Below are 16,863 nucleotides of genomic sequence, written 5' to 3'. Positions count from 1 at the left end.
ATTTTTAATAAATTTGCGTCACCTTTATACAAACCAATTTTAGTGTTAAAATTACGAAATGTTTCTTGAAAATACGGTAAATCATAAAGAACAATTTGGATGGATTGAAGTCATATGCGGCTCTATGTTTTCGGGAAAAACCGAAGAACTCATCCGTAGACTTAAACGTGCACAGTTCGCAAGGCAACGCGTTGAGATTTTTAAACCAGCCTTAGATACGCGTTACGACGAGGAAATGGTAGTGTCTCACGACTCTAACGAAATTCGTTCTACACCTGTTCCAGCAGCAGCAAACATCCCTATTTTGGCCGATGGTTGTGATGTGGTTGGTATAGATGAAGCTCAGTTTTTCGATGACGAAATTGTTCGTGTTTGTAACGATTTGGCCAACAAAGGCGTTCGCGTAATTGTTGCCGGATTGGATATGGATTTTAAAGGAAATCCCTTTGGGCCTATGCCAAACTTAATGGCAACAGCCGATTATGTTACTAAAGTTCACGCTGTTTGTACCCGCACGGGGAATTTAGCACAATACAGTTACCGTAAAGCTAAAAGCGATAGTTTGGTGCTTTTAGGTGAAGTGGAAGAGTACGAACCTTTAAGCAGAGCAGCTTATTACAAAGCTATGGAGCGCGATAAAGTGCGCAATATGCAAGTGAAAGATGAAGAGGAGGTTGAATCTAAAACAAAAGATTCCGATGCCTAAAGCAAGAGAAACTGTGCTTGAAATCGATTTAAAAAAACTAAAACATAATTTTGAGTATTTAAAATCGAGACTTAATAACGATACGCTATTTTTAGCCGTTGTTAAAGCGTTTGCTTATGGTAATGAAGCTTCTAAAATTGCAAATTATTTAGAAACTATTGGGGCCGATTATTTTGCTGTAGCTTATATAGATGAAGGTGTGGCATTACGAAAAGCAGGGATAACAAAGCCTATTTTGGTACTGCATCCGCAAACGGTAAATTTCAAAGTTTTACTAGAAAATAATTTAGAACCTAGTATTTACAATTTAAAAATACTTAAAGAATTTATTGAAATCGCTTCCGCGGAAAAAAAACAAAACTATCCTATTCACGTCAAGTTTAATACGGGTTTAAATAGATTAGGGTTTTGGCAAGGCAATGTAGAAACTATTCATAATACTATAGGTGAAACCAAAGTTATTCATGTAAAATCGATCTTTTCGCATTTAGCGGCTAGTGAAGATTTGGAAGAGAAAGCGTTCACCCTAAATCAAATAGAAACTTTTAAAGGTATTGCAACTAATTTTGAAGACATGTTTGGCTACAAGCCTATGCTTCATATTTGTAATACTTCAGGAATTTTAAATTATCCTGAAGGACAGTTTAATATGGTGCGTAGCGGTATAGGATTGTACGGTTTTGGAAATTCCGAAGAAGAAAATATACATTTTAAACCTATTGCAACATTAAAAACTGCTATTTCACAAATTCATCATTTAAAAAAAGGAGAAACAGTTGGTTATAATCGAGCGTTTAAAAGCGAATCGGTTTTAAAAACTGCAACCTTACCTATTGGTCATGCCGATGGTATTGGTAGAATTTATGGAAACGGAAAGGGTTTTGTAACAATTAACAATCAAAAAGCACCCATAATTGGTAATGTTTGTATGGACATGATTATGGTAAATATTACCGATATAGATTGTAATGAGGGTGATGAGGTTATTGTTTTTGATGCTAATTCTACGGCAGAAACCTTAGCGCAAACCGCAAACACAATTTCTTATGAGTTGATTACGAGTATTTCACAGCGCGTAAAGCGAGAAATTATCTCAGGTTAAATATTTTGTTTCAATTTAATTTGTGACTTTTTAACTATATTGTGGTCTAAATAATTATTAACCAAGAATTATAAAATTTAAAATTATGCTTAAAGAATTTAAAGAGTTTATTACAGGTGGCAACGTTATAGAGTTTGCTGTAGCAGTTATCATGGCAGGAGCTATTGGTGGTGTTGTAAAAGGTTTTGTTGACAATATTGTTATGCCAGTAGTTGGTCACTTTACAGGTGGAACCGATTTTGCGAACATGAAAATTGTATTAACAGAAGCTGCAGTTAATGCTGAAGGTGCTGTAACTACTGCAGAAAATGCAATTATGTATGGTGCTTGGATTAACACTATTGTTAATTTAGTTATTGTTGGTCTTGTAATGTTTTTAATTGTTAAAGCTTATAATAAAACTAAAAAGCCAGTAGAGGTTAAAGAAGAAGCTCCAGCTGGACCATCTCAAGAAGATTTACTTGCTGAAATTAGAGATTTACTTAAAAAATAACAAAGTGTTAATTATATAACACACTGTTATTTGTTGTTAAAAAGCCCTCATTTTTCGTAAATGAGGGCTTTTTTTAGATTTTAGAATAGAATTAATACTTAGTTTTGCTAACAGAAATTTAATAAACAAAAAATTATGAAAATAGCAGTTGTAGGCGCTACTGGAATGGTAGGCGAGGTGATGCTAAAGGTTTTAGAAGAACGTAACTTTCCTGTTACCGAATTATTATTGGTAGCTTCAGAGCGTTCTGTTGGAAAAAAATTAACTTTCAAGAATAAAGAATATACCGTTATTGGTTTAGCCGATGCTGTTGCCGCAAAGCCACATATCGCAATTTTTTCTGCAGGTGGAGATACATCGGTAGAATGGGCACCAAAATTTGCTGCAGCTGGTACAACGGTAGTCGATAATTCTTCTGCATGGAGAATGGATCCAACTAAAAAATTAGTGGTTCCGGAAATTAATGCAAGCGAATTAACAAAAGAAGATAAAATTATAGCAAACCCAAACTGTTCTACCATACAAATGGTAATGGCTTTGGCGCCGCTACATGCAAAATATAAAATGAAACGTGTTGTTGTTTCAACTTACCAATCGGTTTCTGGTACAGGTGTAAAAGCTGTAAAACAACTAGAAAATGAAATTGCTGGTATTGAAGGCGAAATGGCTTATCCTTACCCAATAGGTAGAAATGCATTGCCACATTGTGATGTGTTTTTAGAAAACGGATACACTAAAGAAGAAATGAAATTGGCTCGTGAGCCACAAAAAATATTTAATGATCGTACATTTTCTGTAACGGCTACGGCTGTTCGTATTCCTACTGCTGGTGGGCATTCAGAATCTGTTAACGTTGAGTTTGAAAATGATTTCGATTTAGCTGACGTTCGTAAAATGTTAAGCGAAACATCGGGTATTGTACTTCAAGATGATCCTTCTACAAACAGTTATCCAATGCCAATTTTCGCACACGATAAAGATGAGGTTTTTGTTGGAAGACTTAGAAGAGACGAAACACAACCTAACACTTTAAATATGTGGATTGTTGCCGATAACTTACGTAAAGGTGCTGCAACAAACACCGTGCAAATTGCTGAATATTTAGTAGCAAATAAATTAGTGTAATTTACACTTTTTTAAATATTTTAAGCTCCTGTAAATTTTACAGGAGCTTTTTTTTTTGGTGTTAATCTTGGTTTATAAACTCAATGTTATCGGGTGTTGATGCTTTGTTTAAAATAGTTTGAAAAACATATTCGCAAACCAGCTTTTCGCCTTCTAGATTTATAAGCTCCAAAGTGTCTTCGGGTGTGTGGTATTGTGGATGTCCGCCAGTATGTACACCTAAAACCGATATGCTTTTTTTGTAGAATGAAACATGATCGGAACCACCAACAGATCCTGCGTGAACTATAGGGTTTAAACCTAGAGATTTCCCGAGGTTCTTCATGAAATCTACGCCATTAGTAAATGTGCCTGCGCCACCTGCATACACATGTTTTTTATCGTTTAAGCGGCCAACCATATCCATGTTAATCATTAATTTTATTTGAGAAAGTGGAATTAACGGGTTTTCTACAAAGTATTTACTACCTAATAAACCTTGTTCTTCGGCTCCAAAGGCAATAAATAGTACACTTCTTTTTAATTGGTCTTGTTTTGAAATTAACTTTTCTGCAATTTCTAATAGAGCGGCTGTTCCGCTAGCATTATCATCAGCACCATGATATATTACGCCTCTTTTATCCGATTTGGAAGATGGTCCGCCAAGTCCTAAATGATCGTAATGTGCTCCTAAAACAATGTATTCGTTTTTTAATTCCGGATCGTTTCCTTCAATAAAACCAATAACATTACAAGTGCTTACTTCTGGTTTTTCGTCTATACCTTTATCAACTCGTAATATGGCTTTAAAATGTTGCTCGTAATTTTTGCTTAACGGTTTTAAGCCTATAGTTTTAAATTCTTTTTTAATATATTTTACAACGCGTTTAGCGCCTTTTTCTCCTGGAAATCTTCCTCCGTTTTTATCTAATATTAAAAATTCAATATGATCTTTTATTTCATTTTCGGTTATTTCAGCTTGAGAAAACATACTGAAATATGATGCGATGGATAATACGAGTAGTGCTGTTTTTTTCATTATTAGGGTTTTGAGTAACATTGTCAAATATATAATTATACGGCATTTTAATTCCGTTATTATTGAATAAATCTAGAACTTTAGCTTATGTTTTTTGTTTATTTTTGAATGATTAATTTAATGAATCATGAAAAAAATAGCGTTAACGTTTTTCTCATTAAGCTTGCTCGTTGCTTGTGGAAATGATAAAACAGAAAAAAAAGATATTGTTGTGAGTTACCCAAAAACAAAAACTGTAGATACTATTGATACTTATTTTGGTGTTGAAGTAAAAGATCCATACCGTTGGTTAGAAGATGATAGAAGTGCAGAAACCGAAGCTTGGGTAAAAGCCGAAAACGTAGCTACAAATACCTATTTAGATCAAATACCGTTTAGAGAGGCGTTAAAAAATCGTTTGTCTAAATTATGGAATTACGAGAAAGTAAGCGCTCCGTTTAATGAGGGCGATTACACGTATTTTTATAAAAATGATGGTTTACAAAACCAAAGTGTACTTTATCGTTTTAAAAAAGGGGGCGATTCTAAAACGGCAACCGTATTTTTAGACCCAAATACGTTTAAGGAAGACGGAACGGTATCTTTAGGTGCAATAAGTTTTTCTAAAAATGGAAAAATTTTGGCTTATACTATTTCTGAAGGCGGCAGCGATTGGCGAAAAATTCTAATCATGGATGTTGAGTCTAAAGAGATTATGGAAGATGCGTTAATTGATGTGAAATTCACGCAGCTATCATGGTACAAAAACGAAGGTTTTTACTACTCTAGTTACGATAAACCAAAAGGAAGTGAGCTTTCGGCTAAAACAGATCAGCATAAAGTATACTATCATAAATTAGGAACAGTACAAAGCGCAGACGAATTAATCTATGGTGGAACACCCGAAGAAAAACACCGTTATATCTACGCCAACGTTTCCGAAGATAATAAATACTTGTTTATATCTCCTCGTGTTTCAACCTCCGGAAACAAGCTTTTAATAAAAGATTTATCTGTGCCAAATAGTGAATTTATTTCCATTTTAGATCACACAGATAGCGATACAGGTGTTCTAGAAAACGAGGGAAGTAAACTTTATTTAATTACTAATTTAAATGCGCCAAACAAAAAAATAGTAACGGTAGATGCTACAAATCCAACACCAGAGCATTGGGTAGATTTTATTCCAGAAACGGAGCATGTGCTGTCTATTTCCAAAGGCGGTGGTTACTTTTACGCAACTTATATGGTCGATGCGATTTCTAAAGTAAAACAATACGATTATAGCGGTAAATTTATTAGAGATATAGAATTACCAGGTTTAGGAACAGCAAGTGGTTTTGGTGGTAAAAAAGAAGAAAAAACAAATTACTTCTCGTTTACAAATTATAACACACCGGTTACAACTTATACTTTAAATGCCGACTCTGGCGTTGTGGAATTGTATAGGAAATCTGCTATTGCTTTTAATAGTGATGATTTTGAAAGTCATCAAGTATTTTACAGCTCTAAAGATGGAACTAAAATACCAATGATAATAACACATAAAAAAGGGCTAGAATTAAACGGCGAAAACCCAACTATTTTATATGGTTATGGTGGATTTAATGTAAGCTTAACACCGTCGTTTAGCACGCCTAATGCAGTTTGGATGGAGCAAGGTGGTATTTATGCCGTAGCTAACCTTCGTGGCGGTGGTGAGTATGGAAAGGCTTGGCACGATGCCGGAACGCAGCAAAAGAAACAAAATGTATTTGATGATTTTATCGCTGCAGCGGAATATTTAAAGGCACAAAATTACACGAGCACAAAGTATTTAGCAATTCGAGGCGGATCTAACGGTGGTTTATTGGTTGGTGCAACCATGACGCAGCGTCCGGATTTAGCACAGGTAGCTTTACCTGCTGTTGGTGTTTTAGATATGTTACGCTACCATACGTTTACTGCAGGAGCTGGTTGGGCTTACGATTATGGAACAGCTGAAGATAATAAAGCGATGTTTGAATACTTAAAAGGATATTCACCAGTTCATAATGTAAAACCTGGAGTAGAATATCCAGCGACTTTAGTAACTACCGGAGATCATGACGATCGGGTTGTGCCTGCGCATAGTTTTAAATTTGCAGCCGAATTACAAAGTAAGCAAACAGGAAGCAACCCAACGTTAATACGTATTGAAACGGATGCCGGCCATGGTGCAGGAACGCCAATAAGTAAAACTATTGAGCAATATGCCGATATTTATGGGTTTACCCTTTTTAATATGGGCTTTAATAAATTGCCTGTTGCCATTGAAGAATAAAGAAGTTTTAAATTTATGCCTAGTAGACTTTAAACTCTGCTAGGCTTTAAAAATAATGTGATTACCACCAAACTAGAAAACATTTGTTTAATATACCGTTTGGTTGTTTTAACCAGAAAATTGGTGAAAATTGACGTTCTAAAATAGTGTTAGAAACGGTTGTGAAATCTTGATGATTAAGCCAATCTACTTGGGTGTGTGGCGCTATAATCCAATCTATTTTCTTCGGAATATAAAATTTACATTCTGAAAACTGAGCGAGCTGTTTTTTTTTGATGTAAAAACCTGAAATACAGTCTTGATTTAAGGTTTTTAAAATAATTTTTTCACCTAAAGGAATAAATAATTGTGCTTTAAAATAAACTTGTTGATCAATTTCTGAAGCTTTTAAACCTAGGTTTTCTAAGTAAGGTTCGCAACTTTTAGAATAAAGTAAAGGCAATTGCTTTTCGCTAAGTTTCTTTAGTTTTTCTATTAGCGCATCTTTTCTATTAGGGCCAATAAAATGATCAATTTCCGAAGCGCCTTCCGAGGCATCGTAAACATAAAACTTGTAAATAACTTCAAGATGAATCGGTTTCTCTTCCTTTAGTAATAAGCAGTCAATTTCGCCTAAAGTGATTTTGTTCTCTTGAATTTGAAGATTTTCTGAGAGTATTTTAATGGCTGGATTTTGGCTTAATTCGAAAGAAACTAAGCGTTCTATATATTTTCCGACTCTAAGTTTGTCGTCAATATCTAAATCTATTTTATCAAATTTAGAGGATGTTTCAAATTGAGTCATGTTGAAAACCACATCCTTTTTCCATAAACTAGGTGTTTTTAGGAAGCCGTCGTATCTATTCTGTACGTCTTTGGTGTGTTTTGTCACAAACTCAAAATATTATAGACTTGCCGAAATGTTTAGCCTTCAGCAAGTCTTTATGTGATTCTGGTATTTTAGTAACCAACCTTTTCTCTAACTCTGCTCAATACATCGTTAGCAACTAATTGCGCTTTTTTTGCACCAATGGCCAAAGCAGCATCAATTTCGTTTAGGTTGTTCATGTAGTAGTTGTAGCGTTCACGTTCTGTTGCAAATTTTTCAACTATCAATTCAAACAAAGCTTGTTTTGCGTGTCCGTAGCCATAATTACCATTTTCATAATTAGCTTTCATGGTTTCAATTTGAGCTTCTGTTGCTAGCAAACTGTATATAGCAAAGCAGTTACAAGTACTCCAATCTTTAGGGTCTTCAAGCGCTGTGCTATCAGTTTCGATAGACATTATTTGCTTGCGTAATTTTTTATCGGTTAAAAATAGATTGATAGTGTTATTAGCACTCTTACTCATTTTACCACCGTTGGTACCAGGAATAAGTTTAGTGTTTTCTTGTATTTTTCCTTCTGGTAACACAAAAGTTTCACCCATTTTAGCATGAAAACGTGATGCAACATCACGTGTCATTTCTATATGTTGTAATTGGTCTTTTCCAACCGGAATAATGTTAGCGTCGTACAATAAAATGTCGGCAGCCATAAGCATTGGGTAAGTAAAAAGCCCTGCGTTAACATCGTCTAAACGGTCTGCTTTATCCTTAAAACTGTGAGCTAAAGTTAAGCGTTGGTACGGAAAAAAACAGCTCAAATACCAAGATAGCTCTGTAGTTTGTGGAATATCGCTTTGGCGGTAAAATACCGTTTTCTCAATATCTAAACCAAAAGCAAGCCAGGTTGCAGCAGTAGAATACGTGTTTTCGCGCAATGTTTTTGCATCTTTAATTTGCGTTAAAGTATGTAGGTTTGCGATAAATAAAAACGAATTGTTTTCAGGGTTTTTAGCCATTTCAATTGCTGGAATAATAGCGCCTAAAATGTTACCTAAATGTGGTGTTCCTGTGCTTTGTATGCCTGTAAGTATTCTTGCCATGTGTGCGTTCCCTAAATTGTGGGAATCTTGTTAAAATTAAACTCAATTTTTGATATGCTAGCAAAGGTAATTTTTTTAATAGAATTGCTCAATACAATTATGTATTTTTGAGACGATGAAAGTTTTTAAATACATTTTTTGGGTATTGTACCGTGTTTGGTTTTATATACTGGTAGGGTTACCTATAATTATCTTATTTCCAATTTTATTAGTGTCTATCGCTAAAGAGGCTTGGTATCCACTGTTTTTTAGAATAGCTCGGGTTTGGGCTAAAATAATTTTGGTTGGTATGGGCTTTGCTTATAAAATAGACCGTGAGGAAACTCCAGATCGTTCTAAAAGCTACATGTTTGTTGCTAACCATACTTCAATGGTTGATATTATGCTAATGCTAGTTTCGGTTAAAAACCCATTTGTTTTTGTTGGGAAAGCGGAGTTATCTAAAATTCCGTTATTTGGATTTTTCTATAAGCGCACCTGTATTTTGGTAGATAGAAGTTCTGCTAAAAGTAGACAAGCGGTGTTTTTAAGAGCGCAACGCCGATTAAAAACAGGCGTGAGTATTTGTATTTTTCCAGAAGGCGGTGTACCGGAAGAGCATATTGATTTAGATGCCTTTAAAGATGGCGCTTTTAGGTTGGCAATAAACCACCAAATACCAGTTGTGCCAATAACTTTTGCTGATAATAAAAAACGATTTTCGTATACTTTTTTTAGCGGTGGTCCGGGAAGAATGCGTGTTAAGATGCATAAATTTATTTCAACCGAAGGTTTAACTATTAAAGAAACCCGAGAATTGAATGATGCGTCTCGCGAAATTATATATAATCAACTACAAGCGTTTAAGAAATAAAAAAACGACCCTAAGTAGAGTCGTTTTTATTTAGTATTGATTTCCGAGCTTAAAGGAAATCAATAACTAGATTTAACCAAAAACCTAAAATTTAATAGCAAGTCCGGTGTATACACCAACAAAGAATGGCTGGAAATCACCAGATGTATTATTGAATGTATTTATTTGATATTTAAGCATAGGCTCTAAATTCAAATCAATTTTTTTAGTGACCTGGTAATTTAAACCTAAACCAAAGTTAGCACTGTAACTTACCTTATTAATATTATTTGCTTCACCTAAAAAGGTGCGGTTGCCATCTTGAGCTTCCGAAAACACTTCGTTATTATTTAAAAATAAAGAGCTAAAACCACCTATAACATTAACGCCAAATTTATTGCTTAAAACAGCGTATTGTAATTCTAGTGGCACTTCTATGTAGCCTAAACTTTGATTAATAGATGTGTTTGATGTTTTTAATAAACCACTCGCGTTTTTAGAGCTTAAATTATCGGCACTAATTAGCGATAATTGTTCGGTTGGTGCATTGCTAACACTATTATTAATGGTGCTATTGTTACTTACATTTTGTAAAGTGCTAGTCGGAGAACTTACGCCAATAGATTGGTAGCTTACCACGTTATTTGTATTATAGCCAAGGTTTACACGGTTAATTCCCGAACGAACACGTAATCTTTTATTTACTGCATAACTAGCCGTAACACCATAACTCATGTTTACTTCACCTGTTTTAGAATTGCTATTAAATTGAGGGTCTATGGACGAGCCCTTTCCGGTGGTATTGAAATAAACAGGAGCAGCGTTGGCAGCTAAACTCCAACGGTCTGTTGGGGTGTCTGTATCAATTAGGTCCTCTGTTTTATCTAGAGCGTCTTCAATGCTTAAGTTGTTATCTTTTGTATCATTAGAGGCAATAGCTTCGCTAGTTTCTACTGTTTTAATTTTCTCTGCTTTAGTCTTTTCTAGATTTGTGTTCTCTGTATTTGTTTTAGCAATAATTTTTTCTTCGGAAATTGAAATATTATTGTTTTTGGTTTCCGCGGAAGCGTTGCTTTCTTTTGAGTTTTGTAGAGCTACAGTATTATTGTTCTTTTCATAAAACACATTTTCTTTTTTGTTTTTTACTGAAGAAGATGGCTTGCTTTTATTTGATTTTTTCGCTGATTGGGCGGAATTACTATTGGTTTGATTTGTATGGTCGGCGCTTGCAATTGTTGTTGCTGTTGCAGAGTTTTGATTATTACTGTTCGTGTTTTGATTGTTGTTTTTATTGCTAATAGTGTGTTTTTCCGAATCTAGATTTACACTGTTTTCTTGACTGTTTTGTTCTGAAATAGCTGAATTTATAGTTGTTTCTGAATAGATTGCATCAGTAATAGATGTGTCTTCAATCTCAGGGGCTTGTTCGGCTTCTGTATTAACAACTTCGTGTGTTTGGTTGCCTTTAATTTCGTTGTAAAACATATTAATACCTAGCGTTAGAAAAACTAATAAAAGTGCAGCAACACCTGCATAGCGCCACCAAATTGGTATTACTCGTCGTTTTTTCTTGTCTTGATTAAGTTCGGCTTCTATGTTTTTCCATACAGCATTGCTGGGAGTGGCTTCAAAATCTTTTAAGCCTTCCTGGAAAAGTCTGTCTATGTGTTTTTTATCACGCATTATAATGATTGCAAACTTGTTGCGGATTTATGTGTTTCGATAGTTTGTTTCAAAATTTGTCTAGCTCGGGCTAAATTAGATTTTGAAGTTCCTATTTTAATTTTTAGCATCTCGGCTATTTCTTTATGCGAATAATCGTCTAGTACATACAGGTTAAAAACGAGTCGGTATCTGTCTGGTAATTCTTGTATTATTTGAAGTAAATAATCTATAGAAAGTTGGTCGTCATCTATATCAACTTCAACATCTTCAATGGCATCTTCGTTAATAATATCAAAAACTTTTTCGTTGCGGTAGCGTTGCATTACGGTGTTAATGGTAATGCGTTTTAGCCAACCTTCAAAAGAGCCTTTGTTTTTAAATTGTTCAATTTTTTTAAATATGGTTAAAAATGCGTCTTGCAGATTATCTTCTGCTTCAGCATAGTTTCTAGAATACTTTAAGCACACAGCGAAAAGTTTACTCGAAAAGAGTTTGTACAGTTCGCCCTGTGCCTTAGTATCGTTAGTTTTACAATTTTCTATGAGTTGATTTAAACTCAAAATTACACACGTATTAATTAGTTATTTTTACTCTACAACAGGCACTTCAATAGTTAAATATTGGTTTTCGCCGTCGGCATCTTCGCCTTGCCAAAATTTAAAAATATACGATCCGTTACTTGTTACAATAAAGTTAAAAGTGTTTTCAACCAGTTCGTTTTCTAATGTTTCGCAATCGTTATTTTCAAATACATAATTGATTGGGGCAACGGTACGTTCGTTATTGTTTTTATTATAGTAAAATTCTCTAAAAGAGTGGCAATTAGATGGTCTTAGGTATGATACCGTAATTGGGTAAGTTTCACCTAATGTAAATTCCTCTGGAATATCGACACTTTCTACGGGTAAAATCTCAAAACTATAATCTAAGCCGTCATCATCTACGCTACACGAGGCCAAAATTAGAGTTAAACAAATTACAAGCAATTTTTTCATTTCAATATTTTTTTTAGTTAAAATTTGCGTTTTGTTTTATAGATGCCACTTTTGCTAAATGGTTGCGTAGATAATTGATTTTAGTTTAGTAAGCCTAAAGTTTGGAGCAAAAAAAATCCCGAAAGTATCGGGATTTTATATATTTAAAAGAAAACGATGTTTAGTTCAGGCTTTCTTTAATAGCTGCTTTTATTTTTTGTTCTAACTCATCAAAAAGCTCTGGGTTGTCTTTAATGATTGCTTTTACAGCATCACGACCTTGCCCAAGTTTAGTATCTTCGTAACTAAACCAAGAACCACTTTTCTTTACAATTTCGTACTCTACAGCAACATCAAGAATTTCACCAACTTTACTTACACCTTCTCCGTACATAATATCGAATTCGGCCATTTTAAATGGTGGAGCTACTTTGTTTTTTACAACTTTTACTCTGGTTTTGTTACCTAAAACATCACCATTACTGTTTTTAATTTGGGTAGAACGACGAATATCTAAACGTACAGATGCGTAGAATTTTAATGCGTTACCACCAGTTGTTGTTTCTGGGTTACCGAACATTACACCAATTTTTTCACGTAATTGGTTAATAAATATTACAGTACAGTTTGTTTTGCTAATAGACCCTGTAAGTTTACGTAAAGCCTGAGACATTAAACGTGCGTGTAAGCCCATTTTAGAATCTCCCATTTCGCCTTCAATTTCACTTTTTGGTGTTAATGCAGCAACGGAATCGACAACAACAATATCGATAGCGCCAGAACGAATTAAATTATCGGCAATTTCTAATGCTTGCTCACCATTATCTGGTTGAGAAATAATTAGGTTATCTATATCTACACCAAGGTTTGCAGCGTAAAAACGGTCGAAAGCATGCTCTGCATCAATAAAAGCTGCAATTCCACCAGCTTTTTGAGCTTCGGCAATAGCGTGTAACGTTAATGTGGTTTTACCCGACGATTCTGGTCCGTATATTTCAATAACACGTCCACGTGGATATCCACCAACGCCTAATGCGATATCTAAACCTAACGAACCTGAAGGAATAGCTTCAACATCTTGAATAGCGGCATCGCTCATTTTCATTACCGTACCTTTTCCGTAGGCTTTATCTAGTTTATCTAAAGTAAGTTTTAGGGCTTTTAATTTCGCTTCTTTTTCGCTGCTCATTATATATTTTTTTTCTGAAGATTTGTCTGCTAAAATACTACATCTTTTGGGAGAACACAATAATAGTTTTCAACATAATTTAGATTGTAATAGGGTTGATTTATTGGTTTTTGGAAGAAAATGAAACTATTTACGCAACCTTTTAGTTTGTTTTGCATCTATTAAATGAAAAAGGGAAAATTGTTTGCTGTGAAATTTAACAAATGAGCACTTGATAACGACTAGCTCAAACTATTTTAATAGCACTTAGATATTTATTATTTAGGTGCTTTTTTTATGCTATTTATTGGTTGTAGGAAAATTTGATGTTGTAAGTGAGTTAGGGGTTTTAAAAAAAGCATATATTTATAAAGTTAAATAAGTATATGGATGGGATTTATCTAGAAAAAGTAAGCTTATCCCTCCTTTTTAATTTATTATAGACGAATTATTAATCCATATAATTAAGTTGTAGGCAATATGCCTTCACATTGAACATTTTAACAAACCATAAACAACGGTATAAATGAAAGACAAATTAATGAAAACACTCAAACTCGGAATTCTAATCCTTGGAATCTCTCTATTTTTTACAAACTGTCAAAAAGACGAAATCATTTCAGAAAAAGAAAGCAATGCAATAATTCAAACTAATTCCCAATCTGATTTTACAATCCAAACACTAGAGTTAAAAGATATTGAATCCAATACTTACGCTTTTAATAAAATCAAAAGCATTAAAAACAAATCAAACAAAACCAACAAGAATAGTAAGAATCCAAAAGTAGTTTATAGTTCTGACCAAGATTTTTCTATAGACACAGGTATTGTTAAATATATACAGAATCAAGACAGCACTTATCATTCTTATACATTTCCTATTTACAGAGCAAACAATAATTTTGGACTTGAAAATTTAATGTTATCAAGCCAAAATGACGGAGCTTATAAAACTTTTATTGTTACCTATGACCTGACCGAGCAAGAGGTTTTAGACTTGAACAATAACCTTCCTGTAGATTTGAACAATAAGGTAAGTTTTGCTGAATTTAAAGATGACCAATTAGTAAACAATATTTTTGCAAAACAAAACAATCAAGCTACTACCATTGTTATAATTACAGAAGAACCTTGCTCTCATCCTGAACATCAAGATGACCATTTAACAGCTAGTTGCACACACCCAACCACAAGCACTTCCTCCTTGCACATAAGCAATACTTCTAATGTAAATCAAGGTGTTCCTGACCCTGCAGGGGAAACAAACCCAACAACCAATAATTATGGTGGAGGGGTAACATCCCCAACGGCTAGTTCTTCTCAAATTAAAGCCCTTTTGTTAAATAATATAAAAGATTGCATAACAAATTTAACAACTCAACAAAACTCTTATTTAAACTCTCTAAATAACATTAAACTACGACCATTTAGCGACTTTTTAAATACTAATAACTGTGATGATAAAGCTAAAGAGTTTCTTAAAAGTGCCATTGAGTCTTTAATAAATGGTGGCGAAGTGGATTTTGAAGAAGAATTAATTTTAGATAGTGATTTAAAAGATAACGATTGTCTTTATTCAGTATATACAGGGATGGGCAAATCTACAACTTTTGCAAATTATTTAAATAATTTTGATGGAGATATGTCTGTTGCTAATTTAAAACTAACATCAAGTACTACTCTTGATGCCAATACAAATGCAGAAACAAGTGCACCACAAAATTATTTAATTACAATTACCTTTAATGAAAATAACTTAGATAGACCTATCTTATCTATTGCAAGAACTTTTATTCATGAAATGATTCATGCTGAAACTTTCAGAAAACTTTTATCTGTAGCACAACATCCAAGTATTCAGTTAGACCACAATCAATTGATACAATTAAGGAATGATTATCCAGGTTTATATGATTACTATATGAGGTGGAAATGGAATGTACCTCAAGGTCAGAGCCCTTCAAGTGCACAACATGAAGCTATGGCTCAACACTATAGAGGCATTATTAAACAAGCGCTCAAAGAATTTGATAATTCGCAGACCAATGAAATTTACGAAGCTCTTGCTTGGACTGGACTTCAAAATACAGTCGCTTGGAATAATTTAACACAAACTAAAAGAGATAGCATTAGCCAAACTATTGCTGACTTTAATATTAATAATCCTAATTGTCAATAATTATGAGAAAATTAATTTATATTTTTTTATTAATATCAATAAACCTTTTTTCACAAGAAAAAGAAAAAATAATATTTCTTTTTAATGAAAGTAAAGATACCATGATTATTAAAGAGAACTCAGAAATTTATTCCATTGATAAAAAACATACTTTTAAGTATGATAACGAAAAAAATAAAAAAATTGATGTAAAATATAATTCACTAAAAAGTAGTATTTTAACTTCTTACTCTGAATTTATTGAATTAAATAAAAAGAAAAAATATCCAGAGTATTTTACTGAATATATATTTTATGTTTTTATTAAAGAAAAAGATGATAAAGGTTGTCTTATAGAAGTTGAAAAAATATGGATGATTGAGGATAAAATAATTGATTAAATACTGCCTACAACACGTTATATAAAAAATAGCAGTTAAGAGCTAAACCAAAGTTTGGTTCTTTTCTGCTTTCTTTATTTCTTATCCGAAAAATGCACATACAAATCTGCTACTTTTCATATAACCAACCGTTGTGTGTAAGTTAAAAAAAACTCAAAATCCGATAAATGAAAAAACATATTTTTAACTTATTCAATTCTAAAATTAATTTATTTATTCTACTAGGAATTTTAGGTGTTTTGCTAATTATAATATTAGATTTAATTGATAAAAAGTTTAATTTTCACGATATACTTGTTGAACTTCACGGCCTTATTTATGATCTTTTTGTTTTTGGAATTGTTTTGACTATATATGAAACTAACAAAGAAAGAAAACAAGAAAAAGAAAGAATAACAAAGGCGAAAAGTGAAAAAATTGAAAGATATAAGGAAGAAATAAATGATTTTAGATTCTGGAAAAGTGAAGAAGCCAAATTTCGAATAAGTGGTTTAGTAAAAAGGTTAATAAAACTTAATGAAAAAGAATTAAATTTAAAACATTGTTTTTTACAAAATGCAAATGGAATAACTGAGAACGAAGAAATGCAAAAATGGAATTTCTCTGCGGCAAACTTGAATGACACTTCTTGGTTAATGAATAATTGCTCTAACTCTATATTTTATTTAACTGAACTATATCAAAGTTCATTTAGAAATGTAAACCTTACTAATTGTAAATTTGATTCAGCAATTTTATTTAAAACTCAATTTACAGAATGTAATTTAACAGATGTATCATTAGTTGGTACAATTGTGCATACTGAAAACTGGTTTAAAGAAATGAAAGAAAATGGAAACATTGGAATTAAAGAATTAGAAGATAAATATAAGATTTTTGAAATCCCAAAGATGAAAGAAGAAAGAACTGGTTATAAAATAATTAAGAAATAAAACCTACACACAACAAAGTATAAAAATAATTGCGGTTTTAGTGCTTAATCAAAGGTCGTTGCGTGTTTGTAACGTCTGATTTTCCTTCGGAAAATCCTCG

The 16,863-nt window shown here is 33.2% G+C and carries 16 protein-coding genes; 9 read left to right on the top strand and 7 right to left on the bottom strand.

Annotated elements, in window-relative coordinates; all coding sequences use genetic code 11:
- Nucleotides 1-58 precede the first annotated feature (58 nt).
- The 4 genes from V6246_RS09855 to V6246_RS09840 all read left to right on the top strand — a co-directional run bounded on the left by V6246_RS09855 (nucleotide 59) and on the right by V6246_RS09840 (nucleotide 3,426).
- A complete protein-coding gene (locus V6246_RS09855) occupies nucleotides 59-706 on the top strand; it encodes a thymidine kinase (RefSeq protein ID WP_159018733.1) in 648 nt (215 codons plus the stop codon).
- The gene (gene alr / locus V6246_RS09850) at nucleotides 699-1,808 is read left to right on the top strand and encodes an alanine racemase (protein ID WP_341560239.1); all 1,110 of its coding nucleotides are present in this window, start codon (nucleotides 699-701) and stop codon (nucleotides 1,806-1,808) included. The genes V6246_RS09855 and alr overlap by 8 nt, the downstream gene beginning before the upstream one ends.
- An 85-nt stretch (nucleotides 1,809-1,893) precedes the next feature.
- Nucleotides 1,894-2,301 carry a large conductance mechanosensitive channel protein MscL gene (gene mscL, locus V6246_RS09845; protein WP_159018731.1) on the top strand — a complete coding sequence of 136 codons (408 nt, stop codon included), beginning with the start codon at nucleotides 1,894-1,896 and terminating at the stop codon, nucleotides 2,299-2,301.
- A gap of 135 nt (nucleotides 2,302-2,436) precedes the next feature.
- A complete protein-coding gene (locus tag V6246_RS09840; RefSeq protein WP_341560237.1) occupies nucleotides 2,437-3,426 on the top strand; it encodes an aspartate-semialdehyde dehydrogenase in 990 nt (329 codons plus the stop codon).
- A gap of 61 nt (nucleotides 3,427-3,487) precedes the next feature.
- Here V6246_RS09840 and V6246_RS09835 read toward each other — a convergent pair whose 3' ends face one another.
- Entirely contained in the window at nucleotides 3,488-4,444 is a 957-nt protein-coding gene (locus tag V6246_RS09835) for a M28 family metallopeptidase (protein WP_341560236.1), read from the bottom strand.
- A 127-nt stretch (nucleotides 4,445-4,571) separates the two neighbouring features.
- On the opposite strand from V6246_RS09835, the gene V6246_RS09830 reads away from it, so the two are divergent.
- The gene (locus tag V6246_RS09830; protein ID WP_341560235.1) at nucleotides 4,572-6,725 is read left to right on the top strand and encodes a prolyl oligopeptidase family serine peptidase; all 2,154 of its coding nucleotides are present in this window, start codon (nucleotides 4,572-4,574) and stop codon (nucleotides 6,723-6,725) included.
- A gap of 61 nt (nucleotides 6,726-6,786) precedes the next feature.
- On the opposite strand, the gene V6246_RS09825 is transcribed toward V6246_RS09830, so the two are convergent.
- The gene (locus V6246_RS09825) at nucleotides 6,787-7,596 is read right to left on the bottom strand and encodes a DUF1853 family protein (protein ID WP_341560233.1); all 810 of its coding nucleotides are present in this window, start codon (nucleotides 7,594-7,596) and stop codon (nucleotides 6,787-6,789) included.
- 68 nt (nucleotides 7,597-7,664) lie between these two features.
- Nucleotides 7,665-8,633, bottom strand: a complete 969-nt coding sequence (gene trpS / locus V6246_RS09820) for a tryptophan--tRNA ligase (RefSeq protein ID WP_341560232.1) — start codon at nucleotides 8,631-8,633, stop codon at nucleotides 7,665-7,667.
- Between the two features lie 115 nt (nucleotides 8,634-8,748).
- Between trpS and V6246_RS09815 the strand changes: the two genes are divergently transcribed.
- Nucleotides 8,749-9,486, top strand: coding sequence for a lysophospholipid acyltransferase family protein (locus tag V6246_RS09815; protein ID WP_341560231.1), 738 nt, complete (start codon nucleotides 8,749-8,751; stop codon nucleotides 9,484-9,486).
- Nucleotides 9,487-9,570: 84 nt separating this feature from the next.
- Here the strand turns inward: V6246_RS09815 and V6246_RS09810 are convergent, their stop codons facing one another.
- The 4 genes from V6246_RS09810 to recA all read right to left on the bottom strand — a co-directional run bounded on the left by V6246_RS09810 (nucleotide 9,571) and on the right by recA (nucleotide 13,293).
- The gene (locus V6246_RS09810) at nucleotides 9,571-11,148 is read right to left on the bottom strand and encodes a hypothetical protein (RefSeq protein ID WP_341560230.1); all 1,578 of its coding nucleotides are present in this window, start codon (nucleotides 11,146-11,148) and stop codon (nucleotides 9,571-9,573) included.
- The gene (locus tag V6246_RS09805; RefSeq protein ID WP_341560229.1) at nucleotides 11,148-11,690 is read right to left on the bottom strand and encodes an RNA polymerase sigma factor; all 543 of its coding nucleotides are present in this window, start codon (nucleotides 11,688-11,690) and stop codon (nucleotides 11,148-11,150) included. Before V6246_RS09805 ends, V6246_RS09810 begins: the two co-directional genes overlap by 1 nt.
- Before the next feature lie 27 nt (nucleotides 11,691-11,717).
- Complete coding sequence (locus V6246_RS09800; protein ID WP_159018722.1) at nucleotides 11,718-12,125, bottom strand: hypothetical protein; 408 nt, start codon at nucleotides 12,123-12,125, stop codon at nucleotides 11,718-11,720.
- Nucleotides 12,126-12,285: 160 nt separating this feature from the next.
- On the bottom strand, nucleotides 12,286-13,293 hold the full coding sequence (gene recA / locus V6246_RS09795) for a recombinase RecA (RefSeq protein WP_341560226.1): 1,008 nt from the start codon (nucleotides 13,291-13,293) through the stop codon (nucleotides 12,286-12,288).
- Between the two features lie 505 nt (nucleotides 13,294-13,798).
- Here recA and V6246_RS09790 point away from each other — a divergent pair.
- The 3 genes from V6246_RS09790 to V6246_RS09780 all read left to right on the top strand — a co-directional run bounded on the left by V6246_RS09790 (nucleotide 13,799) and on the right by V6246_RS09780 (nucleotide 16,763).
- Entirely contained in the window at nucleotides 13,799-15,451 is a 1,653-nt protein-coding gene (locus V6246_RS09790) for a hypothetical protein (RefSeq protein WP_341560224.1), read from the top strand.
- Between the two features lie 2 nt (nucleotides 15,452-15,453).
- On the top strand, nucleotides 15,454-15,831 hold the full coding sequence (locus tag V6246_RS09785) for a hypothetical protein (protein ID WP_341560223.1): 378 nt from the start codon (nucleotides 15,454-15,456) through the stop codon (nucleotides 15,829-15,831).
- A gap of 167 nt (nucleotides 15,832-15,998) precedes the next feature.
- Nucleotides 15,999-16,763 carry a pentapeptide repeat-containing protein gene (locus tag V6246_RS09780; RefSeq protein WP_341560221.1) on the top strand — a complete coding sequence of 255 codons (765 nt, stop codon included), beginning with the start codon at nucleotides 15,999-16,001 and terminating at the stop codon, nucleotides 16,761-16,763.
- Nucleotides 16,764-16,863 lie beyond the last annotated feature (100 nt).

It is taken from the genome of Algibacter sp. TI.3.09 (genome assembly GCF_038154905.1).
Lineage (GTDB): Bacteria > Bacteroidota > Bacteroidia > Flavobacteriales > Flavobacteriaceae > Algibacter.
The sequence above is the reverse complement of the archived record's forward strand: the minus strand, read 5'-3'. Positions and strand labels throughout refer to the sequence as shown.